The organism is Lacrimispora algidixylanolytica, from assembly GCF_003609635.1.
In the GTDB taxonomy this organism is placed as follows: Bacteria; Bacillota; Clostridia; order Lachnospirales; family Lachnospiraceae; genus Lacrimispora; species Lacrimispora algidixylanolytica.
In genome coordinates this window covers 202,010-217,231 of the sequence record NZ_MCIA01000030.1, presented here as the reverse complement: position 1 = coordinate 217,231, position 15,222 = coordinate 202,010, and the positions used below count along the sequence as shown (strand labels likewise).

16 protein-coding genes are annotated in these 15,222 nt (G+C 38.7%); 13 read left to right on the top strand and 3 right to left on the bottom strand.

Features of this window, described 5'->3' with window-relative positions:
* Together BET01_RS14930 and BET01_RS14925 are read right to left on the bottom strand one after the other, a co-directional pair.
* Complete coding sequence (locus BET01_RS14930) at window positions 1-1,155, bottom strand: SLC13 family permease (protein ID WP_243117240.1); 1,155 nt, start codon at window positions 1,153-1,155, stop codon at window positions 1-3.
* 130 nt (window positions 1,156-1,285) lie between these two features.
* A complete protein-coding gene (locus tag BET01_RS14925) occupies window positions 1,286-1,825 on the bottom strand; it encodes an ECF transporter S component (protein WP_243117239.1) in 540 nt (179 codons plus the stop codon).
* Window positions 1,826-2,193: 368 nt separating this feature from the next.
* Here BET01_RS14925 and BET01_RS14920 point away from each other — a divergent pair, with 368 nt between their 5' ends.
* The 13 genes from BET01_RS14920 (at window position 2,194) to BET01_RS14860 (ending at window position 14,474) form a co-directional block, all read left to right on the top strand.
* A complete protein-coding gene (locus BET01_RS14920) occupies window positions 2,194-2,754 on the top strand; it encodes a helix-turn-helix domain-containing protein (RefSeq protein WP_120197599.1) in 561 nt (186 codons plus the stop codon).
* Window positions 2,755-2,853: 99 nt separating this feature from the next.
* Window positions 2,854-3,294, top strand: coding sequence for a hypothetical protein (locus tag BET01_RS14915; protein ID WP_120197598.1), 441 nt, complete (start codon window positions 2,854-2,856; stop codon window positions 3,292-3,294).
* A gap of 21 nt (window positions 3,295-3,315) precedes the next feature.
* A complete protein-coding gene (secF, locus tag BET01_RS14910) occupies window positions 3,316-5,478 on the top strand; it encodes a protein translocase subunit SecF (protein ID WP_120197597.1) in 2,163 nt (720 codons plus the stop codon).
* 135 nt (window positions 5,479-5,613) lie between these two features.
* Entirely contained in the window at window positions 5,614-6,126 is a 513-nt protein-coding gene (locus BET01_RS14905) for a ferritin (RefSeq protein ID WP_120197596.1), read from the top strand.
* Window positions 6,127-6,232: 106 nt separating this feature from the next.
* Window positions 6,233-6,691, top strand: coding sequence for a LytTR family DNA-binding domain-containing protein (locus tag BET01_RS14900; RefSeq protein WP_120197595.1), 459 nt, complete (start codon window positions 6,233-6,235; stop codon window positions 6,689-6,691).
* A complete protein-coding gene (locus tag BET01_RS14895; protein ID WP_120197594.1) occupies window positions 6,691-7,089 on the top strand; it encodes a DUF3021 family protein in 399 nt (132 codons plus the stop codon). The genes BET01_RS14900 and BET01_RS14895 overlap by 1 nt, the downstream gene beginning before the upstream one ends.
* Before the next feature lie 118 nt (window positions 7,090-7,207).
* Complete coding sequence (locus BET01_RS14890) at window positions 7,208-7,723, top strand: DUF6622 family protein (RefSeq protein ID WP_120197593.1); 516 nt, start codon at window positions 7,208-7,210, stop codon at window positions 7,721-7,723.
* A gap of 52 nt (window positions 7,724-7,775) precedes the next feature.
* Entirely contained in the window at window positions 7,776-8,705 is a 930-nt protein-coding gene (locus tag BET01_RS14885; protein ID WP_120197592.1) for an AraC family transcriptional regulator, read from the top strand.
* A gap of 143 nt (window positions 8,706-8,848) precedes the next feature.
* Entirely contained in the window at window positions 8,849-9,232 is a 384-nt protein-coding gene (locus BET01_RS14880) for a cupin domain-containing protein (RefSeq protein WP_207667629.1), read from the top strand.
* Between the two features lie 88 nt (window positions 9,233-9,320).
* Window positions 9,321-10,646 (top strand): ABC transporter substrate-binding protein, encoded by a 1,326-nt coding sequence (locus BET01_RS14875; protein ID WP_120197590.1) that lies wholly within the window; start codon window positions 9,321-9,323, stop codon window positions 10,644-10,646.
* A gap of 70 nt (window positions 10,647-10,716) precedes the next feature.
* Entirely contained in the window at window positions 10,717-11,565 is an 849-nt protein-coding gene (locus BET01_RS14870) for a carbohydrate ABC transporter permease (protein ID WP_120197638.1), read from the top strand.
* Window positions 11,558-12,364 (top strand): carbohydrate ABC transporter permease, encoded by an 807-nt coding sequence (locus BET01_RS14865; RefSeq protein WP_243117238.1) that lies wholly within the window; start codon window positions 11,558-11,560, stop codon window positions 12,362-12,364. Before BET01_RS14870 ends, BET01_RS14865 begins: the two co-directional genes overlap by 8 nt.
* Window positions 12,365-12,443: 79 nt before the next feature.
* The gene (locus BET01_RS14860) at window positions 12,444-14,474 is read left to right on the top strand and encodes a beta-galactosidase (RefSeq protein WP_120197589.1); all 2,031 of its coding nucleotides are present in this window, start codon (window positions 12,444-12,446) and stop codon (window positions 14,472-14,474) included.
* Window positions 14,475-14,777: 303 nt separating this feature from the next.
* Here the strand turns inward: BET01_RS14860 and BET01_RS21630 are convergent, their stop codons facing one another.
* Window positions 14,778-14,927, bottom strand: a complete 150-nt coding sequence (locus BET01_RS21630) for a hypothetical protein (RefSeq protein WP_158585078.1) — start codon at window positions 14,925-14,927, stop codon at window positions 14,778-14,780.
* Window positions 14,928-15,222: the final 295 nt, after the last annotated feature.

The window sequence follows — 15,222 nt, the reverse complement described above, 5'->3', positions numbered from 1 at the left end:
TTAAATCATCAGATAGCCTACTGTTCCCATTAGAGCGAGGCAAATGAAATTTAATATAGTAAAGTGAACTAGAAATTTCTTCTTGTTTTCCCCGTATTGGCTGCTGTATAGAGAGTAAGCAATGATACTGGCGAGAGAAGCCACTGGTGTTCCTAGACCGCCGATATTTACACCATAATATAAAGCTTGTGCATGAGAGGTAAAGGGTGCAATTGCAATGGTTGCTGGAACGTTACTTATAAACTGGCTTAGTAAAAGAGAATAAATATAAGTCGCTTTTTGAGTATGAACCAAGTTGGAAAGATATTGATTTAATTGAGGAATATGTGAAATATTTCCAATTGCTATGAAAATAAAAATAAAAGTAAATATCAGTTGGTAGTTCGCTTTTCTTAAGAGGTTTTTATCCGTTATAAAGGTAGCTAACATTATAATAGGAAAAACGGCTAGATAAGGGATCAGATTAAATACACTTAATATCACCAGTACTAAGAGGAACATATAAAAACCCATTCCTTTTTTATCCTCTATTATTACGTGGTCCATATCAAAATCTATTTTTTTAGATTTGACAATGAAACCGAGTAAAAGAATTAAAACCATGCTAAGAAGGCAGAGGGGCAACGAGTATAAAAGGAATGTTTTTGTATTCATTTCATAGAAAGAAAATAAAAATAAATTTTGGGGATTTCCAAAAGGGGTTACGCTACTTCCTAGATTGGCGGCTATGGTTACCAGAACGCAAGGAATAATGATGTCATAACTGCTCTTTCTGGAGATGATGATCAAAATAGGAACAATTGCCAGTAGAGTAACGTCATTTGTTAATAGCATAGAGACAATAAATGAAGTCAAGCAAAGAGCCATGGTGAGCCCACGTTCTGTCTTACAACGTTCACATACTTTAGTCGCAATATACTGGAGAAATTTATATTTATCAAAGGCGTCAACCACGATCATTAATTCAAATAAACAGATGATAACCTTAAAATCAATATATTCCCACCTTGGTAATTGAAAGAAAGAAGAAACAATTGCGGCAAACAGAGAAATGGAGAAAATCAAGTTACTTGTAACGTACAGTTTTATCTTGTTCCAAATCTGTACCGTATTATGCCCAGTGTCTTTATTCATGGGAAATTCTTGCTGTATCATATTATATATCCTTTATAAGTATATTTCATGACGATCTTTATTCACTTAGAATTTTAAACCTAAATCATTTGCATTATATGCACTTTGTTTCTCCCTGTCAAGATATTTATAACCTCTATCAGGCTCACTATTACCTCTCTTTTTGAAAGGAAAGGTCCTTAAACTCTTTTCTGCTAAGGAGAAATGGAAGTAGTGTGCCCGCTGTGATTAGGCTAAATACGTTTTGTACCAGATTTGGAGGAATGTTTAAGAGTGCAGCAGATTTTCCGTAGACGACTAATTCAAATAAGAAATATCCGCCTGTGACAATTCCACTGCATATCATTCCGGCACTTAGAAAAGGAAACAACCGGAAGGTGGTGGAGCCGCTTTTTCTAGTAAGCTTTTTGTAGAGTAATCCAGCTCCCATAGCAGCCAACGCCTTAACAATTAATGTAATAGGAGCGTAAAAGGCATAACCAGATAAAAGATCAGCCATCATGGAGCCAACCCCAGCGGCGGCGGATCCTGCCAGAGGTCCTAAAAGGATACTGCTCATAAGAACCAGTCCGTCGCCCAGATGAATGTAGCCATGAAAGGCCGATGGTATGTGAATTACCATGGTAGCAACGGCAATAAGCGATGCCATTAAGGCACTGTATACAATTTTTTTGGTTCCCATGCGTCTCATTTCGTTCCCTCCTTCGTGTACGGTTTCAGCTATCATTAATATCTATCATAATAAATCGTTGGTATTATTCAAATATCCAATTACAGTAAAATCATACATACCAGTTTTTAATCTGACTCTTTACTTAGAGATGATAGCAAAAGAGTAACTTGGTTAAAGTGAAATATTTGTGGAAAAACGGGCTAATTCTTAGGCGGAAAGAGAATATCTGCTTGATATTCTTCCCGCAGATAAATATAATAGATAGTATACTAAGAATTACGTTGACGTTTTCCTTGGTTTGATTATGTAGATAGAAGATAAATTATGGATATTAAAAAATACATTACAAAAGACTTATAAAACATAAGACATACGGAGGTATTCACATGAAAAAAGAACGGTTGGAACAGGAACACTGCCCTTATTGCAAACGACATTGTTCTTTAAATGATCCTCATTGCGGGAAAGGGAAGACACTTGCCAAATCAATGAGTGAAGAAGTTAAGGTCCTGGGAGATTCTGAAAAAGAAACGTTAAAGAAACTTCAGTCTGAATTAAAATTATCTCTTCTATATCAGAAGGGAATGGAAACTCTGTCTAAAAAGGCGGAAGGAAAAGATAGCGGGAAATTGATTCGAAGTTACATATTAAATATACTGGTTGAAAAAAATGGTATCACCCCAAAGGAATTAAAGGAATATTCAGGACTTGAAAAAGAGGAATTAAAAAAGGTATTGGATAAGCTGGAAGATAAAGGAGAGATCTCTATCAAAGATTCAAAGGAGAAAGAAAGAACCCTTCATTTGACCTGGAAGGGGGAACAAGCAGTTCTTTTGCAGCTTCCGAAGGATAAGAATGTAGGAGATCGGTTTTTCTCTGTTTTAACGGAAGAGGAGAAGGGGAAATTGGAAATAATTCTTAGCAAATTAATCAGTTCTAGGGCTTAAGCAAAGGTTGTATTTCATGACTATTTGTAGTACAATGCTTTTTGGTGTTTATATTCAGAAAAGTAATAGATTTGTGTGAATATTGCAGGAGGGGGATCTATGAGCAACAAGGCCACAAACGGCAGTGTTATCCGCAGAGTATTGGCATATTTATTCTGCTTTACATTGCTGCTGTCAGAATTTAATATTTTTAATATCGACATTGGCCGAAAGCCACCCCATCCTTTAAAAAAGATGGTGTCTGAGAGGGGCTCTGGCCAAAAGGGCGTAAGAGGCATCGTCGAGTATACTGGTTTTGACGAAGAAGCAAGTGGAGAGATGATCAATATCTCCATTGGCAGAACTTCTTTTGGAGTTATGCCGATGAAATATCTAATTATGAAATCAGAGCTTCTATTGATTTCCCTAATCCTGTGGGCAGTTATCCTTGTCTTACTACAGGACAGTTATATTGGGAGAATGTTTCTAATGCGCTTTATTCATGATTCAGATGGAGAAAAAGGAAACATAAAATTTGTTTATCCATTGTGTCAAAACTAATAGTAGAAAAGAGGATACGATATGAAACCAGGAAAGAAAATGCTTGCTGGGATTTTGGTTGCTTTGGCAGCCCTCTGCGCAATTGCAGTGTTTGGTCTTGGAAGCGATGTAAAGGGCGTCTTTGGTATGCGGTACGGCATTGATATCCGAGGCGGTGTAGAGGCAATCTTTGAGCCTCAGGATTTAAACAGAAAGCCTACGGAAGCAGAGCTTCAGACAGCCAGAGAGATTATTGAAACCCGTATGGACAACCAGAATATCTCAGACCGTGAAGTTACGGTTGATAAAAATGCTGGCTATATCATCGTTCAGTTCCCATGGAAATCAGGAGAGACAAACTTTAATCCAGAAGATGCCATTGCAGAGCTTGGTGAAATGGCAGAGCTTACATTCCGTGATCCAGACGGCAAGGTTTTAATACAGGGTAAGAATGTTAAAACTGCAGCTCCGGAAACCACTTCAAACAACGGCATCAAGGCATATGAGGTTTCTCTTAGCTTTGATCCGGAAGGTGCAAAGCTTTTTGAAGATGCTACTGGAAATTTGATCGGAAAACGTATGAGCATTTTTATGGATAATGATCTTATTTCAAGCCCAACCGTACAGACAAAGATATCTGGTGGACAGGCTGTAATCACAGGTATGAAGGACTACGACGAAGCAAAGAGCCTAGCTGAGAAAATCAATGCAGGTGCACTTCCGTTTTCCCTTGCTACCTCCAACTTCTCTACCATCAGCCCTGCTCTTGGTAACAACGCATTAAATATTATGGTTTATGCAGGAATGGCTGCATTCTTTATCATTTGTGTATTTATGATCGGGTTCTATAAACTTCCAGGTGTTACCGCCTGCATTACCCTGTTCATGCAGATGATCATACAGATGCTTGCAATCTCCATTCCTCAGTATACACTGACCCTTCCAGGTATTGCAGGAATTATCCTGACCCTTGGTATGACGGTGGATACGAATATTATTACATCAGAGCGAATTTCTGATGAGCTGAAAAAAGGTACTTCCATTAAAAATGCAGTTACTTATGGATATAAGAATGCATTCTCTTCCGTATTTGACGGAAATGTAACAGCCGCTATTATTGCAGCAATCCTGATGGCTTTAGGTTCTGGTACCATGTTAAGTTTTGGTTATACCCTTATGATTGGTATGATCGTAAACCTTTTTGTAGGTATTACGGTTTCCAAGAAACTTCTGTTATCCTTCATCGAGAATAAGAAGTTTAATGATATGAAATTCTTCCGTGTGAGAAAGGATATTAAGACCATCCCGTTTTACGAGAAGAAATATATATTTGCAATTATTTCCGGTGTTATCATCTTGGCTGGAATCATAGGGTGCTTCACAAAAGGGGTTAAACTTGATACCCAGTTCACCGGTGGTGCGGTATTAAGCTATTCCGTATCCAATGAAGCAGATACAGATAAGATTCAGGCAGTAGTAGAGAAACAGACCAACAGACCGGTTACGGTTCAGATTAAAGAAGACAACATGACTGGACTTAAGAGACTTTCAATTACTTTTGCTGGAAATGCAGGTATGTCTCCAGATGAACAGAAAGCGATTACGGATGCAATCAACAGCACCTCCGATAAGACAGATGCAAAGCTATCTGAAACATATGTTGTAGAGCCTTATATTGGTGCAAAAGCTTTAAGGAATGCTGGACTTGCTATTGGTCTTGCGTTGTTATTCATCATTGTTTATGTATGGGTAAGATTCTCTGCTATATCAGGTCTGCCCGCAGGAATTACTGCTATGATTTCTTTGTTCCATGATACGTTAGTGGTGTTCTTTGCATTTGTATTATTTGGTATTCCGTTAAACGATGCCTTTGTGGCGGTGGTACTGACGATTATCGGATATTCTATAAACGATACCATTGTTATTTACGATAGAATTCGTGAAAATAAAAAACATGACAGTAAGATGTCTGTGGTGGATCTAGTGAACATAAGTACGAGCCAGACTCTTGGCAGATCCATTAATACCTCCATGGCAACAGCCATCTGCGTTGTGGTTATTATGGCTGCTTCCATGTACTTCCAGATTGAATCCATCCTTGAATTCTCTCTGCCAATGCTTTTCGGTGTAATCACCGGATGCTATTCCTCAATCTGTGTTGCCGGTACCTTATGGGCAATGTGGGAAAAGAAAAAAGGAAAATAAGAAAACAAAATCGGAAGGTCATAACGTATGGCCTTCCGATTTTTTATTTTTTTCTCTATTTGATTGAATAATTTTATCAAAAATGTTAGAATATAGTAACACATAACCATTGACTAATTAAAGGAGGATGAAATCATGTTAGATAAAATTATCGTAGAAAAAATTAATAAGCAAATTAATTTTGAATTTTATTCTGCTTATCTGTATTTGGACATTTCAAACTATTATACAGACAGTAATTTAAATGGATTTGCAAACTGGTTTAAGATTCAGACCCAGGAGGAGCGGGATCATGCTATGCTCTTTATGGATTATTTACTAAACAACGGTGTAAAGGTAGTACTGGATGACATTAAGGCTCCTCATTATACCTATGAAGATTTCCGTCAGCCTACAGTAAATGCTTTTGAACATGAGTTAAAAGTAACGGCTTCAATTCATGATATTTATTCATCAGCATATGAATTAAAGGATTTTCGTACCATGCAGTTCCTTGACTGGTTTGTAAAAGAGCAGAATGAGGAAGAGAAGAATACCGATGAGATCATTAAGAGATATGATTTATTTGGTAATGATTCAAAAGGACTTTATTTAATCGATTCTGAACTGGCAGCAAGAGTTTATACACCACCTTCTCTTGTTCTCTAAATTATAAAAAGTATTTTACTTATAAAAAAAGCGGTCTCTGTCATGATGCCAGGTTATTACGTTCATGGCAGAGATGGCTTTTTGTTATTTCTATAAGGAGTATTTCATGAAGATACAAATTGACTTCATCTCTGAGGAAGAAGAGGAAGAAGTACTTTTCCGGGTTCATGGTATGGATAAGCATGTGACCCAGGCTGTAAATATTCTTAGTCCCAGGGAAAAAGAAACTGGGCATCTTCTTTGTAAAAAAGAAGAAAAGTTTTTTAATATTAATGCAGACGATGTAATGTATTTAGAATCTATAGATCGAAAAGTTTTTGTATATACGGAGAAAGATACATTGGAAATTACGGAAAAGCTTTATGTTTTAGAAGAACAGCTCTCGAAACGTTCCTTTATCCGGGTCAGCAAGTCCATGCTGCTAAATTTTGACAAAATCTATTCCTTTTATCCCAAACTAAGTGGCAACTTAGAAGCTCTTTTAGTGAATCAAGAAAAGGTCATCATATCAAGAAGGTATGTGGCTGGATTAAAAAGAAAACTGGGAATGGGGGAGAGAGAATAATGCGCAGCAAGATTAAAAAGATATTCCAGTTAACTGCTATGGTTTTCACCGTAATTATAATGATGCAGCTTCTTTTGGGAAATGAATTAAATAACGTAATTCTATGTGAATATATGGTATCAGCCTTACTGGCAGCAATGTTAAAGCATATTTTTTTTACAGGTCTCATGTTTGATTCTTCTGTATGGAGTCAGCTGTTATATCTATTTATAGTATGGCTGATTGTGATAACCTGTAATTTTCTTTTTCATTGGGACATGTCAAGAACTTCTATTTATACCAGCCCGTTTTTGGTAACTATTATTTATTTGGTGCTTCGTCTTTTTAATTACCAGTTAGAAAAAACCGAAGTAAAAAAGATGAATGAACTGCTGAAAAGAAAAAGGGAAAATAAATAGATCTTCTGATTGTCACCGCTTGAGTTGGGATTTCGACCGCTTACGTCAAGGCATATTGCCTTCTTTTTTATTACATTGTATGTTAGTGATACAAACGAAAAGAAAAGAGGAATGCAATATGTTTTTATTTGAAGTAATAAAAAGAACTCCATTCATGGTGTGGGGGATTTTGGCTTTGCTAATTACAAGAGGCTTAAATGCCACGAAAGACGGGGAGATTTCTTTTGCTAAAATGTTGATTATGCCCTTGGCATTTATCATCTGGGGTCTGGAGAAATTATTTTCTAGTTTTCAATATCTTAATATAGCCCTGATTTGCTATGTGGTCGCAGCAGGGATAGGAAGTTTTGCTGGTTATGTTCTTTACGCCCGCTTTCGAAGGATTTATAAAAAAGACGGTGTATTTTACCGTACGGGATCTTATCTTCCTTTGGTGATTATACTGGTGAACTTTTTAATCAAATATATTTTAAATGTGATTTTAGCCATTCAGCCAGATTTCCACAGGAATCTTGATTTTAACGTTATATACTCTGTGATTTGTGGTTTCTCCGTAGGCTTATTTCTGGGTGGGTTCTATCAGGTGTTTGTTGGGTGCAGACGGTATGAGGAAAGTAGGATCAGAGAGTTTTAACATAGAAGCAAATAAAAGCCGGGGGGCTTAAGTTGCTAAAGGGGGAAGATATTTGGCAAAACAAAAGGAGAAGGTAGAGTTTCGTTATTATGAAATCCCGGAAGGAGAAGTGGTTTTAGCTCTGCTGGGAGAGGATTGGATTCGGGAATACGGCAAACGGATTAAATATTTGCATTTCCATAATCTATTAGAAATTGGATATTGTCATTGGGGAAGTGGAGAGGTGGTCTTAGGGCAAGAGCACATTCCTTTTGCAGAAGGATCCTTTTTGGTCGTCCCGCCAAGGCTTCCGCATACCACCAACTGTAATCTTGGGACAAAAGCATATTGGGAATGGATGTATGTTGACCTGGATAAATTGATATCTGATTTGCAACAGTACGATTCCATGGTAAAAAAGAATATGTTAAAACGAATTAAGCGTACGGGATACTTACTTACAGAGAAGGAAAATTCGGTTCTAGCTAAGCTCATATTGGGAATTATGGAGGAAGCAAAGAGTAAAAAGCCGTATTACAGTGACAGCATCCGGAGTCTTCTTGGCGCATGTGTCGTTGAGTTTTTAAGACTCTCCGATGATGAGGAGAAGATTATGAGGTCCAGATCCAATACCACCATGATAGCCGGTGCCCTTGAATTTGTCTCAAATCACTATATGGATGAAATAAAGATTGGGGATCTTGCCAATGCCTGCAGCGTCAGTGAAAGTCATTTTCGTCGTGTGTTTGAAGATGGAATGAATATGAAGCCAGTGGACTACATAAATCTGATCCGAATACAAAATGCCTGCGAGCTCTTAAAGAGAACGGAAAAGAACATGGAAGAGGTGGCGGCAGTCTCTGGATTTGCCTCTATTTCCGCATTTAACAGGAATTTCAGAAAAGAAATGAAAATTTCTCCTTATCAATGGAAAATTTCTTCAGAAAATTACGAGAGCCGGTTGTTGTACTGTAAGATCAGTGCACAAAAAGGCTGGGATTAAAAGCGCAAATGATTGAATTTGCGCTTTTTTTAATTGAATCTAAAAGCTTTAGAATGAAATATATTGGTATAATATAGCTAATATTTACATGTTGACGTGCGAAGCTGTTTTTACTGGATTGGAAATGAATGGGGGAAAGTGATTTGGACAAGCTAGAACTATACCACCCGGAAGATTCCATTTACGTTGAAAAGAAAAATGGGACAAGGGTCAATTATTTTATCTTTGATGAATTTGAGGTTCATGAGAATGTGATATCTCCAAAATCTGCACAGGAATGGCATATGCATCGGGCTATAGAAGAGGTTTTAGTAGTCACCTCTGGGGAAATAACCATTCGCTGGAAGGATGAGGGCGGAATTTACCGGGAGACAGCATCGAAAGATACAGTCATCCGTGTGAGAAATTCCATTCATACCATTGAGAACCGAATGGATCAAGAAGCTACTTTTTTAGTGTTTCGAATGGTGCCAGAAGGTAAGAATAAGAGAGATATTATAAAAAATGATAAAGTAATTGTTCCCTGAATGCCTACGGGAAATGAATGAAAAAAGATGCTTGGATGATGTTCATCCGATCTTTGAAATTATATTAATTTAAAGGAGGAGTTTCGCTATGAAGAAAAAAATCGCATCTCTATTATTGGCAGGAGCTATGGTAGTATCCTTAACTGCTTGCGGCACAGGGGGTTCTGGAAGTACTGCGCAGACCGGGGATAAAAAAGGGGACGGAGGAGCTAAGGCAACCAACGAACTAACGGTTTGGTGTTGGGATCCGGCGTTTAATCTTTATGCTATGAAGGAAGCAGAAAAGGTTTACCAAAAGGATCATCCGGACTTTAAACTGAATGTAGTGGAAACCCCATGGAAAGATATCCAGACCAAGCTGACCACTGCGGCGACCTCAGGAAATTTAGAGAGTCTTCCAGACATTATGTTGCTACAGGATAATGCATTCCAGAAAAACGTCATTAGCTATCCAGATGCATTTCAGGACATTACGGGAAGCGGCGTTGATTTCTCGAAATTCGCAAAAGCAAAAACGGCATATTCCGTGGTAGAGGGTAAGAATTATGGTGTACCATTTGACAACGGTTCTGTAGTGGGCTGTTACCGCACTGACATTTTAAAAGAAGCTGGATATACCGTAGATGATTTTAAAGATATCACATGGAGCCAGTATCAGGAAATGGGAGAAAAGATTTTAGCAAAGACAGGAAAGCCACTTTTATCCTGTCAGGCAGGAGAATCTGATCTGATTATGATGATGCTTCAATCCGCTGGTGGAAGTCTTTTTGATAAAGATGGAAAACCTGACATGGTTGGAAATGCTACGTTGAAAAAAGTAATGGAAACCTATGCATCCTTAGTGAAAAGTGGTGTACTCATAGAGGTAAATGACTGGGATCAGTATGTAGGAACCTTAACAAACAGTACGGTAGGCGGTACTATCAACGGTTGCTGGATTATGGCTAGCATTCAAACCGCTGAAGACCAGTCTGGTAATTGGGCCATTACAAATATGCCAAAATTAGAAGGCGTAGAAGGTGCAACCAACTATTCCAACAATGGTGGTTCTAGCTGGGCGGTGACTTCTGCAAGCAAGAATCCAGAACTGGCATATGATTTCTTAAGCAAAACCTTTGCAGGAAGCACAGAACTATATGAAACCATTCTGCCAAAATCCGGCGCAATGGCAACTTATCTTCCAGTAGCAGAGAGTAAGGTCTACGGAGAGCCACAGAAGTTCTTTGGAGATAAGCCAGTCTATTCTATGATCACTGATTTCGCTTCCAAGGTTCCATCTAACAATACTGGAGTTTATTATTACGAAGCTCGCGATGCAGTGGCAACAGCAATTACAAAAGTAGTAGCAGGATCAGACATTGATGCGGAGATTAAGAACGCAGAAGACACGGTTAATTTTGCTATGGGCAAGTAAATGACCCTAGGAGGTGGTATTTCCAGTGGTAAATTCTAATAAAAAACGTTCCGTGGGGCAGAAACAAAGCATGGCAGGCTGGGCATTCTTAACACCAGCGGTTCTTTTAATTGGGGTCATGAGCTTTCTGCCCATGATTCAGGCCCTCTTCCTATCGTTTCAGACAGGAATTGGCAACAAGATGAAATGGACGGGTGTAACCAATTACATCCGAATGTTTAAAGATCCGGTTTTTATGCAGGCCCTGAAAAACAACTTTATCTATTTGGTCATTCAGGTGCCCATCATGCTTATATTGGCACTCATACTGGCTTCCCTGTTAAATCATAAGGATCTTCGGTTTAAGGGACTGTTCCGCACTGCCATATTTTTGCCATGTGCCACCTCCCTGGTATCTTACGCCGTAATATTTCGTTCCTTATTTGCTGTAGATGGCCTGGTAAATAATATTTTAATTAAGCTAGGGTTTTTGAACACCGGATATAACTTTTTAGGTCATCCAGACAGTGCCAGAATTGTTATTATTTTAGCACTGATCTGGAGATGGACTGGTTATAACATGGTATTTTATTTATCTGGTCTGCAAAACATAGAATATTCTGTTTATGAAGCGGCTAAGATCGACGGAGCTTCTCCAATCCAGTCTTTCTTTCGAATTACAGTACCTCTTTTAAGACCTACCATTTTATTAACCGCTATCATGTCCACCAACGGAACCTTACAGTTGTTTGATGAGTCAGTGAACTTAACCAATGGTGGACCGGCTAATGCGACAATTACCATGTCCCATTATATCTATAATGTATCATTTAAATATGTACCTAATTTTGGATATGCGGCATCTATGTCTTATTTGATTCTGTTTTTGGTGGCGTTCCTTGCATTTGTTCAGTTAAAGGTAGGTGATAAACGTGACTAAGGGGAAAAAGTTTTTCGCTTATACATTTTTAATCGTAGTTTCATTTATCTCCGTATTTCCACTATACTGGATGATGGTTGCGGCTACAAACCGGAGTGTGGATGTTACCAGAGGGACTTTGATGTTTGGCACGGCCTTGTTTGACAACGCAAATAAGCTGCTAGGCTCTCAGAACGTCAGTACAGCCTTGATTAACTCGTTTAAATATTCAACCATTATGACATTAATCTCGCTGCTTATCTGCTCCATAGCAGGATATGGCTTTGAGGTGTTTCATGATAAGGCAAAGGATCGGGTCATGAGTGTGATCCTTCTAGCAATGATGGTGCCATTTGCGGCCACCATGATTCCTCTTTATCAGATGTTTTCAAAGGCAAGGCTGTTAAACAGCACCCTGGGATTTATTCTTCCCACCATATCAACGCCTTTTTTAATCATGATGTTCCGACAGAGCGCCAGATCGTTTCCATCGGATATTATGGAGGCAGCACGTCTTGACGGATTGACAGAATTTCAGATTTTCTACCGTATGTTTTTACCGACTATGCGGTCTACCTATGCGGCGGCACTCACGATTACGTTTATGAATGCATGGAACAGTTATCTTTGGCCAAAAGTAATTATGTCTGATGCCAAAAGTATTACCATGCCAATGCTGGTAGCAAACTTAACCCAAGGATATGTGACGGACTACGGTATACTTATGCTAGCCGTACTTATTTGCACCATTCCTACGGTTGTTATTTTCTTCCTTCTTCAGAAGAGTTTTGCAGAGGGAATTACAGGTGCAGTAAAATAAGAATATCATTACAGGCACCGCAGCCGGAATTTCGTTAAGGAATACGGCAGCGGTGCTTTTTAGAAAGGAATGTTTGCTTATGAATCACTTAGGATTATGGCATGGGGGAGATTATTATCCGGAGCAATGGCTTAATGAGCCTCAGATACTGGAAGAGGATTTGAAGCTCATGAAACAGGCTGGCATTAATACCGTTACGCTTGGCGTATTTTCCTGGTCGTTTTTAGAACCAGAGGAAGGAGAATATAAGCTTTCTTGGCTGATTGATCGGGTGAACCTGCTATATGAAAATGGAATCTCTGTTATCATGGCAACCCCTTCCGCGGCCAGGCCTAAATGGTTGGCGGACCGTTATCCTGAGGTGCTGAGGGTGAATGAAGAGGGAGTGCGTCAGCTTTTTGGAGGCAGACATAATCATTGCTACACATCGAATGTATACAGGGAAAAAATAAGGGTAATAAACCAGAAGCTGGCCACTACGTTTAGCGCCCATCCGGGAATCCTTATGTGGCATATATCCAATGAATATGGCGGGGAATGCCATTGCCCCTTATGCCAAGAAGCGTTTAGAAAATGGCTGGAGAAAAGATATGATACCATTGAGAACTTAAACATGAGATGGTGTACTGCATTTTGGAGTCATGTATATCTTTCTTTTGATCAAGTAGAAAGTCCTTCCACCATAGGGGAAAATATGGTTCATGGCCTTAATCTGGACTGGAAGCGGTTTGTAACAGAGCAAACGGCAGATTTTGTTAGGTGGGAAATTAAGGCCCTTAAAGATGCAGGTGCGATGCAGCCCGTGACTACGAACTTTATGTATGATTATAAAGGACTAAATTATAAGAAGCTTTCCAAAGAAATTGATGTGGTATCCTGGGATTCTTATCCCCTTTGGCATAAGAACAAGGAGATTTTGACTGCCAGGGACAATGGGATGCAACATGATTATATGAGAAGCTTAAAAAAGAAACCTTTTCTTCTTATGGAATCCTGTCCAAGTAGCACCAACTGGCAGGGAGTCAGTAAGTTAAAAAAGCCAGGTATGTTGGAACTCAACTCTCTTCATGCCGTGTCTCATGGTTCCGACAGTGTTTTGTATTTTCAGATTCGGCAGAGCAAAGGAAGCTCTGAAAAGTTTCATGGAGCGGTGATCGACCATTATGGAGGAGAGGACACAAGGGTTTATCAGGAAGTATGTCACATTGGAGAGTCTCTTGATGGATTGAAGGAACTGGCTGGAACAGAGGTCAAGTCTAAGGTTGCTCTCATTTATGATATAGAAAACCGTTGGGCCATGGAGGATGCACAAGGTCCTAGAAATAAAGGCTTGTATTACAAAGAAGCAGCGGTAAAAATTTATAGTGCGATGAAAAAGTTGGGATTAAATGTAGATGTGATATCCATGGAAGATAGTCTTACTGGATATGATCTGGTAGCAGCACCGATGCTTTATCTGTTCCATAGCGGGATAGAGGATAAGTTCCGCAAATTTGTAAATGAGGGTGGAAAACTTATGTTAACTTATTGGTCTGGTATTGTGGACGAATGGGATAGTTGCTTCTCTGGTGGCGTTCCTCATGATTTGATGGATGTTGTGGGTCTTCGCAGTACCGAGATTGACGGTCTTTATGATGGAGAGTACAACCATATGATTCCCAAATCAGGAGGAATGGAAGAGATACGATATGAGTGTAATCATCTCTGTGATATTGTAAGCCTAAAGGGTGCAGAGGTGCTGGCAACCTATAAGGATGATTTTTATCATGGATATCCTGCTTTGACTAAAAATCGATATGGAAAAGGCGTTGCTTATTATGTTTGTGCAGATGGGGAACAGAAATTTTATGATGATTTTCTTCGGGAAGTAATTAAGGCTAACGGAATTGTTCCACTTGTAAAGGGAGAAATCCCTGAAGATGTGGAAGTGTGTTCCAGACATTCCGATCAGCATCAATATCTGTTTTTCCAGAATTTCAATCGAGAACCGGTTAAGCTTGTTCCTGAGATGATAGATGAAATAAAAAATGGAACATTAATTTTTGGGGAACTGCGGGAGCATGGTGTGATTGGTGGGTATCAAACGTTGGTAATTAAAAGAGAGAATTAAACTTTAGATACTGCAAGTAGGGAATGTATCTCTGCTTGCAGTAGACATATTGCCTATTATTAGATTGTTATAGTGATTTTGTGCAAATAATAAGGGAACATATAATTACGGTAGAATTCGCACTTTTATTGAGTTGAAACTGAGGATATAAAGACCAAATATTGGAATATTAATTGTTTTATTATTTAAAATGTTATATAATAGATGTAATGTTTGCAAAAAATGGTACCTGTTGTTGTGCTGTTTTGCTGCCGAAGCTTACGCAGCTTCGTGGGTCAAAATCTTACATTATCGGTATTACTATTACGAATCAAACCCCTTGTCCATCTGCGGACAAATTAAATACAGAACATAAAGCACAGCCTCGATAATCGTCGATGACTCTGCAATCACATAAAAGGATGTCTTAACCACATCCAATTCTAGAGCGATTCTTACTAATCTCAAACCCATTTTATGAACTCAATGCCATTTGGCTTGAAATACATTTAGGAGGTGATAATCCAGAACGATGAAACCAATAGAAGCCTCTCTGGCTTCACAGTTTTTAGCAGTAGGGAAGTTTCCCCCATGCTTTTGTGCTGCTGTAACTTGTTTTTATTCTGGGCTTCCTACACACAAATTAAGGGCCTGTACATGTAGATATATTGGTAGCCCGTTCATTTTCACTTACGGAGGTGATGGGTAAAATAAAAAAAAATAATTGGAAAAAAGGTATATAGTTATATAGTACACAATAAAAAATAAT

Bases quoted from the DNA above. Each gene is read 5' to 3' on its own strand.
- BET01_RS14890 (WP_120197593.1), top strand. From the start codon at position 7,208: ATGTTTTTATTTGAAGTAATAAAAAGAACTCCATTCATGGTGTGGGGG.
- BET01_RS21630 (WP_158585078.1), bottom strand. From the start codon at position 14,927: ATGGGTTTGAGATTAGTAAGAATCGCTCTAGAATTGGATGTGGTTAAG.
- BET01_RS14930 (WP_243117240.1), bottom strand. From the start codon at position 1,155: ATGATACAGCAAGAATTTCCCATGAATAAAGACACTGGGCATAATACG.
- BET01_RS14860 (WP_120197589.1), top strand. From the start codon at position 12,444: ATGAATCACTTAGGATTATGGCATGGGGGAGATTATTATCCGGAGCAA.
- BET01_RS14900 (WP_120197595.1), top strand. From the start codon at position 6,233: ATGAAGATACAAATTGACTTCATCTCTGAGGAAGAAGAGGAAGAAGTA.
- BET01_RS14920 (WP_120197599.1), top strand. From the start codon at position 2,194: ATGAAAAAAGAACGGTTGGAACAGGAACACTGCCCTTATTGCAAACGA.
- secF (WP_120197597.1), top strand. From the start codon at position 3,316: ATGAAACCAGGAAAGAAAATGCTTGCTGGGATTTTGGTTGCTTTGGCA.
- BET01_RS14870 (WP_120197638.1), top strand. From the start codon at position 10,717: ATGGCAGGCTGGGCATTCTTAACACCAGCGGTTCTTTTAATTGGGGTC.
- BET01_RS14875 (WP_120197590.1), top strand. From the start codon at position 9,321: ATGAAGAAAAAAATCGCATCTCTATTATTGGCAGGAGCTATGGTAGTA.
- BET01_RS14915 (WP_120197598.1), top strand. From the start codon at position 2,854: ATGAGCAACAAGGCCACAAACGGCAGTGTTATCCGCAGAGTATTGGCA.
- BET01_RS14905 (WP_120197596.1), top strand. From the start codon at position 5,614: ATGTTAGATAAAATTATCGTAGAAAAAATTAATAAGCAAATTAATTTT.
- BET01_RS14895 (WP_120197594.1), top strand. From the start codon at position 6,691: ATGCGCAGCAAGATTAAAAAGATATTCCAGTTAACTGCTATGGTTTTC.
- BET01_RS14925 (WP_243117239.1), bottom strand. From the start codon at position 1,825: ATGAGACGCATGGGAACCAAAAAAATTGTATACAGTGCCTTAATGGCA.